Origin of the sequence: Desulfatitalea tepidiphila, assembly GCF_001293685.1 — a bacterium.
In the GTDB taxonomy this organism is placed as follows: Bacteria; Desulfobacterota; Desulfobacteria; order Desulfobacterales; family Desulfosarcinaceae; genus Desulfatitalea; species Desulfatitalea tepidiphila.
Genome location: NZ_BCAG01000004.1, coordinates 51,627 through 68,428, shown reverse-complemented (window position 1 = coordinate 68,428; position 16,802 = coordinate 51,627). Strand labels below are relative to the sequence as shown.

The 16,802-nt window shown below is 57.7% G+C and carries 12 protein-coding genes; all 12 read right to left on the bottom strand.

Annotation, left to right across the window (positions count from 1 at the left end):
* Positions 1–19: 19 nt before the first annotated feature.
* The 12 genes from DFT_RS17455 to DFT_RS17400 all read right to left on the bottom strand — a co-directional run bounded on the left by DFT_RS17455 (position 20) and on the right by DFT_RS17400 (position 16,795).
* Positions 20–1,084 (bottom strand): CNNM domain-containing protein, encoded by a 1,065-nt coding sequence (locus DFT_RS17455; RefSeq protein WP_054032627.1) that lies wholly within the window; start codon positions 1,082–1,084, stop codon positions 20–22.
* Between the two features lie 68 nt (positions 1,085–1,152).
* The gene (locus DFT_RS17450) at positions 1,153–1,830 is read right to left on the bottom strand and encodes a class II aldolase/adducin family protein (RefSeq protein ID WP_054032557.1); all 678 of its coding nucleotides are present in this window, start codon (positions 1,828–1,830) and stop codon (positions 1,153–1,155) included.
* A 10-nt stretch (positions 1,831–1,840) separates the two neighbouring features.
* The gene (locus tag DFT_RS17445; protein WP_235506268.1) at positions 1,841–5,602 is read right to left on the bottom strand and encodes an SIS domain-containing protein; all 3,762 of its coding nucleotides are present in this window, start codon (positions 5,600–5,602) and stop codon (positions 1,841–1,843) included.
* A 67-nt stretch (positions 5,603–5,669) separates the two neighbouring features.
* The gene (locus DFT_RS17440) at positions 5,670–6,749 is read right to left on the bottom strand and encodes an iron-containing alcohol dehydrogenase family protein (protein WP_054032556.1); all 1,080 of its coding nucleotides are present in this window, start codon (positions 6,747–6,749) and stop codon (positions 5,670–5,672) included.
* A gap of 60 nt (positions 6,750–6,809) precedes the next feature.
* The gene (locus tag DFT_RS17435; RefSeq protein ID WP_054032555.1) at positions 6,810–8,000 is read right to left on the bottom strand and encodes a DegT/DnrJ/EryC1/StrS family aminotransferase; all 1,191 of its coding nucleotides are present in this window, start codon (positions 7,998–8,000) and stop codon (positions 6,810–6,812) included.
* 62 nt (positions 8,001–8,062) lie between these two features.
* Entirely contained in the window at positions 8,063–9,424 is a 1,362-nt protein-coding gene (locus DFT_RS17430) for a penicillin-binding transpeptidase domain-containing protein (protein ID WP_161807196.1), read from the bottom strand.
* 89 nt (positions 9,425–9,513) lie between these two features.
* Positions 9,514–11,442 carry a methionine--tRNA ligase gene (metG, locus tag DFT_RS17425; RefSeq protein ID WP_054032553.1) on the bottom strand — a complete coding sequence of 643 codons (1,929 nt, stop codon included), beginning with the start codon at positions 11,440–11,442 and terminating at the stop codon, positions 9,514–9,516.
* A gap of 64 nt (positions 11,443–11,506) precedes the next feature.
* Entirely contained in the window at positions 11,507–12,310 is an 804-nt protein-coding gene (locus DFT_RS17420; RefSeq protein WP_054032552.1) for a PSP1 domain-containing protein, read from the bottom strand.
* A 21-nt stretch (positions 12,311–12,331) separates the two neighbouring features.
* Entirely contained in the window at positions 12,332–13,381 is a 1,050-nt protein-coding gene (gene holB, locus DFT_RS17415; RefSeq protein WP_054032551.1) for a DNA polymerase III subunit delta', read from the bottom strand.
* Positions 13,382–13,462: 81 nt separating this feature from the next.
* Positions 13,463–13,741: an HU family DNA-binding protein gene (locus DFT_RS17410; protein WP_054032550.1), complete on the bottom strand. Its 279-nt coding sequence runs from the start codon at positions 13,739–13,741 to the stop codon at positions 13,463–13,465.
* Between the two features lie 113 nt (positions 13,742–13,854).
* Complete coding sequence (locus DFT_RS17405; RefSeq protein WP_054032549.1) at positions 13,855–14,382, bottom strand: UpxY family transcription antiterminator; 528 nt, start codon at positions 14,380–14,382, stop codon at positions 13,855–13,857.
* A gap of 196 nt (positions 14,383–14,578) precedes the next feature.
* A complete protein-coding gene (locus DFT_RS17400) occupies positions 14,579–16,795 on the bottom strand; it encodes an LPS-assembly protein LptD (RefSeq protein ID WP_161807195.1) in 2,217 nt (738 codons plus the stop codon).
* Between the last annotated feature and the right edge of the window lie 7 nt (positions 16,796–16,802).

The following is a 16,802-nucleotide window of genomic DNA, read 5'->3' as shown; positions in this document are numbered from 1 at the left end:
TGCCGCGGCTGTTTGTCGATTACTGGACGTCAGGGCCTTCATCGCCGGTCACGATGCCCAAGGCCTTGGCGCGTTTGATCCATTGCTGCCTGGCCAGGGCCCGCATGTCGGCAACCGTGTCCGTCTCGTCCATGATTTCGATGCCCAGTAAGGTTTCGATAATATCTTCCATGGTGAGAATGCCGGCTACACCGCCGTGTTCATCCACTGTAAGCGTGGCCTGCTGGCGCTGCTTCAAAAAGCGTTCGAAAAGCTGAATCAATGGCACCGTTTCCGGAACCACCGGCAGGTCCCGGCGGAGGGTGGCCAGGGGTTGGGTCTGGTTACCGCGCGAGGCTTCGAGATAGATGTCGCTTCTCAAAACGAATCCGACGATATGGTCCGGATTGTCTTCGTAAATCGGAATCCTCGAAAAACGGGCATCATCGAGTTTCACCGCTTCCCCGATGGTCATGTTCGCCGGCAGGATGAACATGACCGTGCGCGGGGTCATGATGTCGTCGGCCCTTAATTTCCTCAGCAGGAAGAGATTTTTGATGATGCGCGATTCCTGCTCCCGGAACTGCCCTTCCCGAATCCCGATATCCGCAATGGCCTGGAACTCCTCGCGGCTGAACATTTTGCGCCTCTTGCCGCGTGATATCAGTTGGGTCAGTTTCATCGACAGAAAAATGATGGGAGAGAGCACCACGATCATGAACTGGAGGGTTCGTGCCGTCATTGGTGCCAGTTCCCGCCAATAGATGGCGCCGAAAGTCTTGGGGATAATTTCCGTGAGAACCAGGATCAAAACAGTGAGTACAGCCGAGCTGATGGCTACGTATTCACTGCCGAAGACGATCAACGATTGGGCTCCGACGCCCGCTGCGCCGACCGTGTGCGCGATGGTGTTGAGGCTGAGGATGGCGGCCAATGGGCGATCGATGTCCATTTTCAGGTGGCGGATCAGACCTCCGGTTCCCGGTGACTTTTTCTCGTATACACCGATGAAACCCGGCGTGATCGATAACAGCACCGATTCCAGGAGGGAACACAAGAAGGAAACCCCCAGCGCGGTAAACAGGTAGAATAATAAATAGTTCATTCCATTGGCCATGGAGGGTAATGCAACTCCTCGAATGTTTTCGTCAGATTGAAATAATCGTCGGCCGCCTATTTTTCCATCGGCCGGCCATAGCCCTTGAATTTCTCCAGCACTTCATCCATCTGCTGCGTGGAGAGAATTTGAGGTTCGCCGGCCACGAGGGTCTGATAGTAGATGCGGGCCACCAGTTCGATCTCTTCGGCCACGTTGAAGGCAGCGGCCAGATCCGGACCCACGGCCACCAGGCCGTGATTGGCCATGAGCACGGCGTTGCTCTGGCCGATGGTGTCGATGATGGCGTTGGCCAGGGCAGGCGTGCCAAACGTGGCATAGGGGGCCAGCGGGACTTTATGGCCGGCGAACCCCACCAGGTAGTGAACGGCCGGTATCTCCCGGTGCATGCAGGCCAGGGTGGTGGCAAAGACGGAATGGGTGTGAACCACCGCGCCGATGTCCGGGCGGTGGTCGTAAAGCGCCAGGTGAAAGCCGAGTTCACTGGATGGGCGCCGCGTGCCACGGATCACCCGGCCCTGGCGGTCGCAGGTCACGACATCGTCACGGGTCATGGCCGCGTAGGCCACGCCACTGGGTGAAATGAGGATCCGATCTTCTTCGCGAAGCAGAATGCTGAGGTTGCCGCCCGAGCCTGTGGTCAGCCCCAGTGCGATCATTTCACGGCCATAATGGAGCAGTTCGTCTTTTTTTCGATCCAGGCCAGGGGTTTCGTTCGCATGGGGTTTCTTCATGGCCTTGGCGCTACTTCTGGGGTTGCATGGCGACGATCATCTCGCCGACTTTTTCCGCCGATCTTCCGAAAAGTTCTTCCATGGGCACCCGCTCCAGGTGTGCGTCTTCCCAAGCGATGCTGTTTTCATGGACAATGTTCTTGATGTGTTCGTATTTACCGCCCAGGGCCTTGATTTTTTGCGGCAGGGGGACGTGCTCCTGAAAGCCGATGTTGAGCAACAGCAGCTGCTCGATGCGGTTGGTGGCCCCGGGCGCCGTGGAAAAAGCGGGAATGATCAGGATACTGCGGTCGTCCTTGCGGCCCTTGCCGATATAGACGTTGCCTTGGGCGACGACAATCCGTTTGGTGCCCTTCAGGCGCCGGTCGGATTCCACTCGGGATTTCAGCGGCGCCAACACCCCCGTCTTTTTGATGATTTCAATGGTCGAGTCGTCCGTTGGTTCTCCCAGCACGTTGAGGTTGTCGATGCGGTAGAGGATCGATCCCTTGATGTCCGCCACGACGTGCTGAAGGTTTTTGAGCACCAGGATATTGCGGTTGATCAGGCGGCTGGCGCTGATGTCGTGGTCGGCCAGGGCATCGAAGAGAATGCCTTGGACCCGTTCGCTGATGCGGCTGGTTCCCACGGTCACGGTCTTGGCCTGGTGTTTGATGGCGTCCACTGGGCGCGACATGCCGTTGATCGATTTACCCAGGAATTCGAAGAGGCTGTCGAGCATGTTCAGGGCCGTACCGCGCTTGCCGAAATCGAGTTCGAAATCGGCCACCGGCAGGCGTCCGGTCAGGTATTTGAGAAGCAGCAGAAGGTCGGCCGCGTGTCCGATGGTGCTGGGGAGTTTGCCTTCGGTGAGTCGTCTTCTGAACTCCGAATAGAACTGGGCGACCTGCTCCCGGAAGCTCTTTTCGAGGACCACCTCGTAGACGTCCAGTCCGTCCTGGGCGCAGCGCTCCACGGTCTGTTTGATCTCTTCCCGGAATCGGTGCAGGAAGCCCGAGCCGCTGTTGATGGCCAGAGCGGCGTAATAGCCCCACAGGTGGCCGACCAGGGTGTTGAGGATCGGCGCCAGGTGGGGCGATATGCCCGGCACCTGGAAGATGTCCTCGGCATAGGCGTCAAAGCGGGTTTCGCCTTCATCGGCAATCACCACCGGGGCGGCTTTGTGGGCCCGGAAGATTGCCGTGTCCTTGGCGATATCGCCGATGACCGTACGTCCGGCGCCCGCCGCGCAGATGAGGATCAGCGGCTCGGAGGAGAGATCGATGTGCTTCTTGTCTTCCACATAGTCCGAAGAGATCGTCTTGTAGCACAGTTCGCTCAGCTTGATTCGGATCTCGTCGGCGGCGGACTTGTTGGGGCCGCTACCCACGGCCGCCCAGTAGGTGCGCATGGGGGCCAGCCGTTCGGCCGAAGCGCGGATCTGATCGCCGAGGGCCAATACCCGGCGCATCTGGTCCGGGAGGGCGAGCAGGGACCGGATCTCCTCGGCGATGAATTCCGGCGACCGGCGCTTTTTGGCTTCGGCGATCTTGAGGCTGATCAGGGCACCGGCCACGATTTGGGAATAGAAGGCCTTGGTGGAGGCCACCGACATCTCGATGTCGCGGCCGCTGCTCGTGTATACTACGCCGTCGACCTTGAAGGTCAGGTCCGAATCGCGGCGGTTGACGATGCACATGGTCAATGCGCCGCGCGCCCGCACCATGTCCACCGCCCGGTTGGTGTCCGTGGTGGTGCCCGACTGGCTGATGGCGATCACCAAGGCGTCGGACATGGCCTCAGGGTCTTCGGCGGGGCCAAGTTGAAAACCGCTCAATTCCGATGCTTTCAGGGCGCTGATTTTCAACGAAGGTTCGTTGAGATAGTATTCCAGTATATTGCCGATGGCCTGGGCGGCGATGCCGGCCGTTCCCTGGCCGATGAAGTAGACCCTACGGATACGGTCGGTGCGCAGCGCCTCGACGATCCGCTCGGGGAAAGCGTTCTCCGGCAATGCGATGGTGTAACGGCCGGGATCGTCCTTGGCGATTTTCCATCGGTTTTGAAGCGTTCTGGCCACCGAAACGGGTGATTCGGATATCTCTTTCAGGAAATAGTGGGGAAACTGCTGCCGGTCGATGTCGCGGGAGGTGATTTCCGTATGCTGGACGGTTTCCGGTTTGAGATCGATGGGGGTGCCGTCGTAGTAAGTGGCCGCGATGCCGCTCAGGCCGCCGGGGCTGTTCTGATCGAGGACGAAGATTTGACCCTGGGTCGACCCATTAATGCCCGGGACGATTTTTTCGCCGTTGAGCCGGATGTAGGACTGGGTTTGCTCGACGAATCCATATACTTCCGATGTGGGCAGATAATGATCCTCGGCCAATCCAACGAAGACGGCTTGGCCGCTGCCTCTTTGGGCCAGGAAAAATTTGCCCGGTGCCAGGTCGGTATGCATGGCGATGGCATGCGATCCCTCGAAGTCGCTCACGGCCAGCCGGAACGCCTCTTCCACCGAATGACCCTGGCGCAGATAGTATTCGATCTGCAGGGGAATGATTTTGGTGTCGGTGGTGATCTCCTCGGGAATGGGTTCGCCGTTTTGCTCCCAACGTAGTTTCAGGGTCAGATAGTTGTCGATATCCCCGTTCAGGCAAGCGTGAATCATGCCTTTGCGCAGGTTCGCCTCCCCATTGGTGGCATTATCCACCGGATGGCAGTTGGCGATGGTGATGGCCCCCACCGATGCCCAGCGGGTATGGGCGGACACCGTATGGTATTCATGGGGGGTTCGGGAGATGAGGTGCAGGAGCGGATCGGTGCTGATTTCCCGACGCAGTTCGCGCACGTTGTCGCCCAGGCGGCCGATTTCCGCGGCCACTTTATAGGTGAGGGTCACGCCGCTCAAACCTGTTTCGCCGTTTCGACGAATGGCGATCGAGCGGTTGCCCAGAATCGAACGGGCCGTCCGCGATTTGACCTGATCGCCGAGATTCGCTGCGTTCCAAGCCTGTTCGGCCAGGTCGAGGGCATCATCTTTGAAGAGAAAGAGGAGCGAAATGCCGGCCGAATCGCGTCCTCGCACCTCCAGCCGGTCGATGCTGTTGAGAACCGTGTTGAGGTTGCGGAAGATGGCGATTGCCTGGGCCGGCGGATTCGCATCGCCATCCCCCATCAATGCCTTGGTTTTCGCGATGTTGTCGAGCAGTTCGACCCGCAGGCACCATGCGATGTCTTTGATCTTCTCGATGCGCCGGTCGGCGATTTCGGCATCGATGGTGGGCAGGTACCCGATACGGCCCTGAAGCGTGGCAACTTCCTGATCGATCAAGGCATCCAGTTTTTCGCACAGCGTTTGAATTTGGGCCTGCTGCATCTGGTCGGTCAACAGACGCAAAAAAAGTGTTTCATGCTTCAGCCCGCAGGCTTCCTTGTATAGCTGCTCAAGCGGTTGGTCGCCACCGAGATAGCCATCCGAAAGGGTCACCCCGTTGTCGATGCAGTGGGACAAGGAGAGGGGAACGATTGCGTCGATCGTTTCGGCCAGGCTCGCCACATCCTTCACCTCACCCTGGATCCTGGGCGGTTGGATACGGATCAATCCAGCCAATCCACAGTGCAACCGGCAGGTGTCGAGGGGAAAGACGATCCAGGCCCCTCCCATATAGTGGGCCGGGCAACGGCCCCAGAAAACGGGCATCCGACCGCAGGCCCGCAGAGCGGCCCACGCTGTCTCGGCTCTCGATCTGGTTGACATCAGCCAGCGTTCCATGGCGTCACTTGAAAATAGCATGAATGGTTTTACTCCTTGGGGCCCGATCGATCCCAATGCGATCGAATCGCGCCGAAAGTGGCGTCGGTTACATTCTGCGGTATAAGGCCCGGATCCGTTCGCGGGTCATGGTGTTGCGCCAATCCTTGCCCAGAGCATTTTCCCATAGCGGCTCGAGCATCAGGGAGACATTGACCATACGTTCGATCTGCTCGTCCGTGGCGTTGGCCGTAATGCCGCGCGGCAGCTCGATGCCCTGTTTGACCAGCATCTGTTTGAACTCGGCGACACCCCGGGGATAGAACTCTTCCAGGTAGTCGAACACGATGCTGTTGCCGATGCCGTGGTGGACGCCCAGCTCGAAGGCCAGGCCATAGGACATGGCATGGGCCACCCCCACCTGGGAGTAGGCGATGCTCATGCCGCCGAAAAACGAGGCCATCATCAACTTGTCGTCGCTCTCCGGCACTTCTTCCAGGAACACCTCCTGGCAAAGAGCAAGCGCCTTTTCACCATAGGCCTGGGAAAAGGCATTGAGGTAGGTGCCCTCCAGGGACTCGATGCAGTGGATGTAGCAGTCCATGCCGGTGTAGAAGCGTTGTTCACGCGGCGCGCCGGCAATCAACTCCGGATCGAGCACCACCTGATCAAAGACCGTGTGGTCGGAGTTGATACCCAGCTTCTTTTCAGGACCGGTCAGGACCGTGGTTCGGGACACCTCGGCACCGGTGCCCGAGAGGGTGGGCACAGCGGCGTGATAGACGGCCGGATGCTTGATCAGGTCCCAGCCCTGGTACTTCACCGACGAGCCTTCGTTGGTCAGCATCAGGGAGACGGCCTTGGCCAGGTCCATGGTGCTGCCGCCGCCGATGCCGATGACGCCGGCCGGCAGATCCTGGCGCCGTTCGGCCATGGCCTGGCGCACCTGGTCGGTGAGTTGATCCACATAGCTGGTCTTGGGTTCGTGATCCACATTGACCCACAGGAGCAGATCGGTCTCCTTCAATGGAATTCGTTCGCGCAGGGGTTTGTTTTTGAAGACATCGTCCACCACGAAGACGATGCTTGGGCGTTGCTTGCTGCGCTGTTCGGAGAGGATGTCGTCGAGCTGATTGAAACAGCCGCGGCCGAAAATCATGCGGTTGACGGTTTTAAAGTTGCGAAACATCAAATGTTATCCCTTCTTTACGAAACAATGGTCTCGATGGATGATTGTCACGAAAATGAATCATAAGTCTTTTAACACGTTTTGAACGGTGGCGATGCGCTGTTCCAGCTGCTCGGGCCGCCATCCCAGCTTGATCTGCATGGAGATGGTGCGGGACATGATGGCATCCGAACGGGACAGGTCGACCCGTGCATAATCCGGACAGTGGTCATAGAGCTGCAGCGGCATCGTTGCAGCGGTCTGCATCTGCTGGAGATGTTGCCACTTTCGATAATAGTGCCAGTTGTTGTCATACCAGTAGAAACAACCATCGACGCCGGCGCCGTTCAAGGCCTGGGCGGCTTTGCGGGTGTGTTCTTCGCTGGGCAGCATGAAGCTCAGAAAGGTGGCCGAATCGCCGGCCGGGTCGGGTAAGTGGCGGAAGCTGATATGAGAAAAATCGGCCATTGCCTCTTTCAGGGCGGCCTTGTGAGCGCGCTGGGTGGCCAGGATGGTGTCCAGTTTTCTCAGTTGGGCCAGGCCGACGGCGGCATTGAGTTCGCTGATACGATAGTTGTATCCCACAATCGGATGACCTTCCGCGCCGCGATCGTTGCCCATGTGATCGTGCCCATGATCACCGAAGGCGTGGGCCACTTCGTACCGCTCGGGGTCATCGGTGATCACGGCGCCACCCTCCCCGCAGGTGATGGTTTTCACCGGGTCGAAGGAGAAGCATCCCATTTGTCCGAAAGTCCCGAGTGAGCGACCGCCGAAGGTGGCCCCGACCGACTGGCAAGTGTCTTCGATGAGCACCAGCCCTTTACGCCGGCACAATTCCTGGATGTCATCGATGCGGGCCATGGCGCCGCACATATGGACCGCCACCACTGCCCGGGTACGCGGCGTGAGTGCCGCTTCTACCGCTTTCGGGTCCAGGCAGAGGGTTTCATCGATATCGGCGAAGATGGGGACCCCGCCGGCCGCCAGGACCGCTTCGAAGGTGGCCACGAAGGTGAAAGAAGGGACGACCACCTCATCACCGGCGCCGATGCCGCAGGTGGCCAATGCGATATTCAGGGCCGCGGTGCCGCTGCTGCACAGGTGGCAATGGGCCACACCGAGACGCCGGCAGAATTCCTGCTCAAAACTTTTCGCCTTCCAGTGGCCCTTGCGCGCCGCATCGAATCCATAACGAAAAAGGACGCCCGAATCGAGGACATCCTGCAGTTCCTTGCGTTCTTCATCACCAAAGATTTCAAAACCAGGCATGGATAGTTTCTCCTGACCTCAAAGGGAATTTAAATGCCATGAGGGTGTGGGGTGTTTGCCCGCTATCCGTTTGCCTTCGAGCGGGCGGTTGCATCGTTTTGTTGCGCCCAATGGCCTTTGAAATAGTGGGAAAAGGCCATGCGGGCGTAGGTGCCGGCCCGCACACCGATGTATGCTTCGTGGGCCACAAGTGACGCCACGACGAGTTTACCGGGGCCGTTCTTGTCCTGTGCGAACCCGACAAACCAGTCGAAGCGTTGGTCATGGGCACGATTGGATATCGACCCGGTTTTCCCGCCCATGCGCAGGCGCGATAGGATCGGGTCGCGTTGACTTCCCCTGAATGTTTTTTGCGCGGTTCCGGATTGGACCGTCTTCTCCATCATGGCCTTCAACACGGTGGATGCCCGTGTGGTCATGGCGCGCTGTTCCCACGAGGCGTGGGCCGCATAGATCTCGCGTCCTTCGGGGTCCATGATGCGCTCCACGAAAATCGGCGACACCATTCGTCCCTCGTTGAGAATGCAGGCCGTCATCACGGCACCGTGAATCGGTGAAATGGTCGTTTCATTGTTGAATCCCGATGCGATCTCCGCCCAGTGATATGGCGTATCCCGGACCGCCAGGTGGCTGGGGGGCACGGGCAGCTCGAAATCCAGGTCTTGATTGAAGCCGAAGCCCAGGGCGTACTCTTCGAGGGCCCGTTTGCCCAGATGGAGTTGGCCGAGTTTGCCGAAGACCGGATTGATCGACTCGGCAAACGAGGCGCCGAACGATACGGCATGGGTATACCGGTTGCGGGTCTCCTTGAGTTGGCTTTTGTACAGCGTGTGCTTATACCCGTTGAAGCGGACCGTAGTGTTGGACGAATATCCGCACTGGTCCACGGCCGCAGCCGCCGTGACGATTTTAAAGAGACTGGCGGCCGGAAAGGTGCTGCGCAGACAGGGATTGGCCTGGGGATCGGCCTTGTCGAAGCCGGCCATGGCCAGGATGCGGCCGCTGTCCGGCTCCATGACCACCACGCCGATATAGCGCGAATTTTTCCGATCCAAGGCTTGGATCAGGCGTTCCTGCAAGGTCTCGTCCAGGCTGGTTTCGACGGTGAAACGCTGCTCCCTGAACGGCAGTTCGACCTGCTCGGCCAACAGGTCGTTGGGGGTGACACGGCTCAGCAGCAGTTGAACGTCTTTTTTCCCGATCGAGGGCGTCGCATCTGACGGGCGCTCGATGATCGCCGTTGTCGGCGCCACGTTGGTCGCACCGGTGGCGGGCCATCCCATGTAGACGCAAAGCAACACGACCGATAGGGCCGCGAGGGCGAGAACCAGCCTTCGGCGGGGTGCGCGTTTGACAGGGCGCTTTAGACCGCGCTGGTACTCACGCCAACTGGGGCGTTGGGGCTGTCGTTTCAGATCGTTCATGCCTTTTCTCGTATCATCGTTATGGGTATCGGTCAGGGGGTCTCCTGTGGGATCCGCCAATACCATGACACCCATTGCCGGCCGAATCTCTATCGAATCGGCGTCCCCGGCGGCATCTCCTGGTCTGCACCGAGGGCCGCCAACGCCTTGTCGGTACTGGCAGCAAGAAGCATGCCCTGGGAGAGCACACCCATCAGTTTGGCCGGTTTCAGGTTGGCCACGAGGATCACTTGTTTGCCGATCAGTTCATCCGGTTGATAGGTGCCGGCAATACCGGCCACCACTGTTCGCGGTTCCGGTTCTCCCACATCCACCTCGAGTTTCAAAAGTTTTTTGGCACGTGGTATCGCTTCGGCGCGAACCACCTTGGCCACGCGAAGGTCGATGCGTGCAAACTCTTCGAGGGTAATTTCCGGTTTCAATTCGGGCTGCAAGACTTTCATCTCCGATGGCAGATCGCTTGGGGGTTGCTCTTTTTTGACGTCGATACGTGGAAAAAGCGTCGTGGATTTGGGAAGTTGCGTTCCGGGCGAGAGCAGTTTCCAGGTCGCCACGCGTGCCATTTTATAAAAGCTGTCGCTGGCATCGAGGCCTAGATGTTTTTGCATGGTGGCCGCCGTTTCGGGCATGATCGGGTATATCAGTCCGGAAATGACGCGCAGGCCTTCCAGGAGGTTGTAGATCACTGCCTGCAACTGCGGTGCACAGCTTTTGTTCTTGGCCAGCTCCCATGGCGCGGTCACGTCGATGATTTTGTTCATTCGATTGATGAATTCCCAGACCGCGGTCAGCGCCTTGTGAAATGCGAAAGTCTCCATTTCCGCCTGGTAGATGGCGATCGTGCGGGCCACGCGATCTTCCATATCGAGTGCCAGTTCTTGTTCGACGGCTGGATCGGAAGCGGGAACCACGCCTTTGAAGTATTTGTGCGCCATGGTGACAACGCGCGAATAAAGATTGCCCAGATCGTTGGCCAGGTCGGAATTGATGCGGGTGACCAGGGCCTCTTCGTTGAAGTTGGCGTCGAGGCCGAAGTTCATCTCCCGCATCAAAAAGAAACGGAAGGCGTCCAACCCGTAAATATTTTTCAGCTGCAGCGGTTCGACGACATTGCCCAGGCTTTTGGACATCTTGCTCTGGTCCACGTTCCAGTAGCCATGTACATTGAGATGTTGGTACACCGGCAATCCGGCGGCTTTGAGCATGATGGGCCAATAGATGCCGTGGGGTTTGAGGATGTCCTTTGCCACGATGTGCTGGGCCACGGGCCAGAACTTCTTGAATCGTGGGTCATCGGGATAGCCGATGGCAGAAATATAGTTGAGCAGTGCGTCGAACCACACATAGGTGACATAATCGTTGTCGAAGGGCAGGGTGATGCCCCATTTGATCCGGGACTTGGGCCTTGAAATACATAAATCATCCAACGGTTCGCGCAGGAAGGCCAGCACTTCGTTTTTGTACCGCTCCGGCCGGATCATGTCGGGATGCTCGTGAATGAAGTCGATGAGCCATTGCTGATAGCGGCTCATCTTGAAAAAATAGTTGGACTCCTTGATCGTCTCCGGCTCGGTTTCATGGTCCGGACATTTGCCGTTCACCAGTTCGCGATCGGTATAGAAACGTTCGCAGCCGAAACAGTACTTGCCCTCGTATTCGCTGAAATAGATATCGCCCTGGTCATAAATTTTCTGCAGCACCCGCTCGACGACCGCCATGTGGGACTTGTCGGTGGTGCGGATGAAATAATCGTTGGCGACGTTGAGCTGGGGCCACAATTCACGAAACAGCCCGCTGATTTTGTCCACATAGAGCCTGGGGGTCGTATTCTCCTTTCTGGCGGCGCGCATGATCTTGTCGCCGTGTTCATCGGTGCCGGTGAGAAAGAAGGTCTCGTCGGTGATCATGGTGTGATAGCGATTGATCACATCGGCGCATATCGTCGTATAAGCGTGACCCAGGTGGGGCCGTGCATTGACGTAATAGATGGGGGTGGTGATATAAAACGGTTTGGCCATGCCTTGCTCCTAACGCGCAACGTCCAAGGCGTGTAAAATCTCGCCCATGGCGTTTTTTCAGCTTCTATTTGATGATCTCATCCAATCCGATTTCGACCTCTCCGTCGTCCACGCGCAAGGCGATGCGCTCTTTAAAATAGTTGAGGCGGACGACCTTGCCCGTGTAATCCTTGGTCTTGACGGTCTTGCCCAGACCCGGAAACTTGCTTTTGAGTTCCTTGTAGACCTCGTTTTCAAACGTCAGGCAGCACATCAACCGACCGCACTGGCCGGAGATTTTCGTGGGATTCAAAGAGAGTCCCTGCTCCTTGGCCATTCGGATCGAGACCGGATCGAATTTTTCCATGAACAAGGAACAACAGAATTCACGGCCGCATCGTCCGAGGCCGCCACACATTTTGGCCTGATTGCGGATGCCGACCTGGCGCATCTCGATACGCACATGAAATTCCTTGACCAGTAATTTGACCAGCTGGCGGAAATCCACCCGGCCGTCGGCGGTGAAGAAAAAGGTGAGGCGGCTGGCATCGAACGTGGCTTCGACCGCAAAAAGGCTCATTTTCAGCCCGAGTTCCTTGATGCTTTTAATGCAGAAGGTGTGGGCCTGCTTTTCCAGTTCAGCGTTTTTTTCGCGCTGCTCGAAATCCGCTTCGGTGGCCTTGCGATGGATTTTTTTGAGCTGTTTTTCCTGGCCGTCCGCTGTTTTCTCATCGTCCACCGGAACCGGAATCTTGGCGACTGTTCCAAAACCCAGTCCTTTCTCGGTTTCCACGATGACCGGATCGCCCATTTGCAGCACGAACGCGCCGGCATCAAAATCGTAGATTTTTCCGCCGGATTTGAATCGTATGCCGATTGTTTTTCCCATATTCAAACCACCCAACGCCTGTTAAGCGGCCCGCAGGCACGCCATGCGAAGGGCCATGTTGTCTAACGTTAATCTTAAGTTTGCGTTACCCGCAATATCTTTTTGTGCTTTTTCAAGCGCTTCCCAAATCACCGTCAGGTGCCGATCGCTCAGCTGCGTACGGACATGTGCCAGCATCTCTTTTCGGTCGGCATTGACGATATGTGTTGCTTTGAAAGGCAACACGCTGAGGTCGCGCACCCAGCTCTTCAGGATCTCCAGATCATCGTCGATTTGGACCTTGCTTTTTGCCAATTCAGCCGCGAAGGCCAGGGCCAGGGTCGATGCCAACGGTCTGTGGGGATCGATTCGATCCAGGCCGGAGGCGCGGATCAGCCAATCCCGGCGGTGGTGCCATTTTCCTGCCGCCAACTGCAACGCCTTGGTGTAGCTGCCGCCGGCCGCTTTGGCAAGGGTTTTTGAAAGAATGGGATCCAAGCCCTGCGTTTCAGCGAGCAAGCCGGCCATATCCTCGGCCGACAGGGGATTGAAGGGAATGTGGCGGCATCGTGATACAATGGTCGCCAGCAGGCCGGATCGTTGGGGGGCGGTGAGCACCAGGATCGTGCCTTGCGGCGGCTCTTCCAGGACCTTTAACAGCGCGTTGCCGGCTTCCGGATTCAACTGGTGGGCATCATCGATAATGACGACCCGATGGGTGGCGCTGAACGGTTTCATCGCCAGGCTGGCCAGCAGTTCCCTGACCTGGTCGATCCGCAATATGCCCTTGCGGGGCGAGATTTCAATGATATCCGGATGCTTGACCGCCTCGATCTGCCGGCACAGGGGGCACCGGCGGCAGGGCTGGTCAAAGGCGCCGGGAGGGCCTTCATCCACACTTTTGGTCCCCTCGCGGCAATTCAACGCCATGGCCATGACCCGTGCCGTGGTGCGCTTGCCGATGCCCTCGATGCCGGTGAACAGCATGGCATGAGGCACTGCCGCCCGACGTAAGAAACGCTGTAGAATCCCGATGGGAAATGCCTGCCCGACAATGGGCTCGAACCCGGAAACGACCGTTTTGGGTAACATCTGAAACGTTATCCCGCCCCTTTCAGCGGCGTGCGCTGCAAGGGGCTTTGAATATCGAATGAAAAAGCGTGGATGCCGTCTCTATGACGCATCGACGCGGTCTTTCAATTCTTTTCCGGACTTGAAAAAGGGCAGCTTTTTGGGCTGGATCGTCACTTTCTCGCCGGTCTTGGGGTTTCTGCCGGTATAACTTTTGTAATTTTTGACATAAAAGCTGCACAGGCCGCGTATTTCGACCCTTTTGCCCTGCGCCATGGCGTCGGTCATGCTGTCGAAGAAAATCTGAACCACCCTGGCAGCTTCGGTCTTGGAAATTCCGACCTCGTTTTTCAGCGCAGAGATAAGCTCTAATTTATTCATGGGGCCTCCTTCCGCATTTGGCGATGCGAACTTTCCATGGCATTCTATAAAATGGAACTTTATAAAAAGTCAAGGAGTTATACTGGCACCGGGTACGGTTTGGCAGCGGGATACTATTTCAGGACTTCGGGGACCGGCTCCACATTCTCGGCATCCACCTCCACCGAGGCGAATTGCCCCAGGGCTTCGATAAACACGACCACCCGGTCCACTCCTTTGTAGTGGTCGAAAATGCCTACCACACCGGTGAACGGCCCGTTGATCACCACGACCCGGTCGCCCCGGGTAAAGCTGTTGCCCGTGGTGATGGCGCGCTCGGTGGCCACCATGATACGCAGGGAGGCGATGGTTTCTTCGGGCACCGAGATCGGTCCGGTTTTATCGCCGATGAGTTTCACCGCGCCGACGGTCTTGAGGATATCCAGGTGATGGTGGGGATGAAGATCGCTGTGGACGAAAACATATCCGGGGAAGAGCGGCACCCGGATCATCTTTTTGCGGTCCTTGCGGCGGCTGGGCACCGTGATTTTCGGCAGAAACACCTCGATGGTCTTTTTCTGCAATCCTTCGTTGACGACGTTTTCAAATCGGCTTTTGGTATGCAACACATACCAGGCCCGGATCAATTTATCGGAAGGCATTGATATTTACCATTTTCTATCTAAAGTCGCTCGCTCAAACGGATGATACGGACGGGCATAAAGCTCGCCCCGGCGAAAATCGGATGGCCCCACAGGCCGTTGCCATGCCCGGGTGTCGCCGTGGGATCGAGTGCCCCCCATAGAACTGAAAAACCATTAAAGTCAATCCATTTCAATGGATCGGATATCGGCACCGCTATTGATCGCCAAAGGTGCCGAGGCCCAGCAGATGAACCATGAAAGAGATGCTGCCGTTGTTGGTCCCGTCCTCTTCTTCCTCGACGCTGTAATCCACCGACACCCCCCAGCACTGGGACATGAAGGTGATCCCCCCACCGGCCTCGATCATTCTCTCTTTTTCGAAGTTGTATTCGTATTTGCCCCTCAATTGCCAACTGGGGGTGACCACCAGCGTTCCGGTCAAATCCATGCTTTTGACCCCGACCACGGCTTCGGTCCCCAGCTCCGTATCCGCGGCCTCTTCGCGTGTGAAACGGTATGTCAAACCGATGCGATCGCCGCGGCCGTCCCACAGGTTCAAGCCCGCATTGAAGCCGTAAAAGCGGCTGTCATAGGGACGCCACAAGGCATCGGCATCGAGGGAGACGTTGTTCCCCGGTGTCAGGTCGAGCTCGGCCAGAATGTCTGAAAAGGGTCTGCGCAACCCCTCCCGCTGCCGATCGATGTCGAAGCTTTGCTCCAGTTTGAACCGAAGAAAATGAATATAGTCGTTTTCCGCCGCCGGAGGATCAGCCGGTCCTGCTTTAAGTCTGCGCGCCACGAGGGCTTGGGTCAGGCCGTAGGTGATCCGGTTCCGGGCCTCGATCCGATCGAGGCTGTCGAATTCGGGGTAACGCTCCTGTTCCTTTTCCGGTATGTACTCGTAGACCACCTGGGGTTTGATGCCGTGTCTGATACCGTTCCACCCGCCCGAAGTCAGCTCGTAGACGCGATAGATATCGGTGCTCGTATCGAGCTTCAGATCGTAGATCGCCCTGTAGAAATCCTGATCGTCATCGCTCCTGGTATCCAGTGCCCGGTCCACCTGCCAGGCGGTCTGACGCAGGCCGGCGGATGGTTCGACATTGATCGCGTCCAGGAGCCGCATGGGATAATAGACGCGCGGATACACATCGGCGCGATGGCCGCGCAGGCCCTCCTGGCGGTAAAAGTAGGTGTAGTGGGAAAGCAGATCGAAGTAGACCGGCAGATCGTAGATTTTTTTCTTGGTGCCGTCCAGGGAGATCTGGGGAAGGGTCTGCAGCGTGTCATCATCGTCGTCCAGGCGCCTTTTGATCACATCGTCGTACCAGCGCGCATCCATGTTGAGGCTGTAGCCGGTCCAGGTGCGGTTGACATTGAGCTGGTTGGTGCGAACCGTTTCGTTATAGTCGTCGATGTCGCGGTTGAAATGGTCGAGGAAGTAGTCGCGCGTCTTTTCAAAACCGCCAAAGTTGCTTTTGAACTCTTTCAAATAGTCCTGGTCGCTGACCACGTCCAGGTCGAGCTTGGCCGTCATGCCCAGGGGCAGATTTTGATCCACCTTGGCCCGTAACCAGTAGCGGTCGGAGTTGGGCCTGGGGTAGAGATCATCGGTGTAGCCCCAATCGTCGCTGTTTTCCTCCTGACCGTCGTCGATTTTCCTGTCTTCAAAACCATCCGCCATGAAGGTCCCTTTGGCCCGTTCGCCGGCGGCATAACGGAATTCGGCGCCCAGACGCGTGCCGCGCTTGGACATGTAGTCGGCAAAAAATGTGGCGTCCATGCTGTCGTTGATGGCCCAGAAAAAGGGCTGCAGATAGGCTTCGCCTTTGCGGTCCGACAGGCCGAATTCAGGGGCCAGCAGGCCCGTTTGGCGCTTGAGTTTGATCGGGAAAAAGAGATAGGGGCTGTAGAGCAACGGCATTTTGCGCGCCCAGAACGCGGTGTGTTTGGCAAACCCGTAGCCTTCGATGGTCACTTCGAGGTCTTTCGCGGTGATCTGCCAATCGGGGTGGTCGCCGTCACAGGTGGTCGCACGGGCGTCCAGGATGTGGTAGGTATCCGGACCGGTCTTTTGAATCTCACGACCCTTCAGGTAGAGGTGGTTTTCGGAGAAAAAGAGCGCCCCATCCTCGATCGAACCGGTCTCTTCGTCCATATCCAGCCGCATCCTGCGGCCGGTGAGCACGTCGTTTCCGGATAGCAGGCGCACATTGCCCTCTGCCCAGGCCTCTCTGGCGGTCTGGTTCAGACGAACCATGTCCGCGGTCAACGTACGCCCCTCCCGGGTCACGCTGACATTGCCCGTTGCCAGGTATTCATCGCTGGCCCGATCATAGTGAATGGTGTCGGCGCTGACGTGCCAGGTTGACGGGTCTCCAGGGTCATGCGGTTCGTCCTCGGCGGCATGCAGGCCGGCGGGCAACGCCATCAGAAGG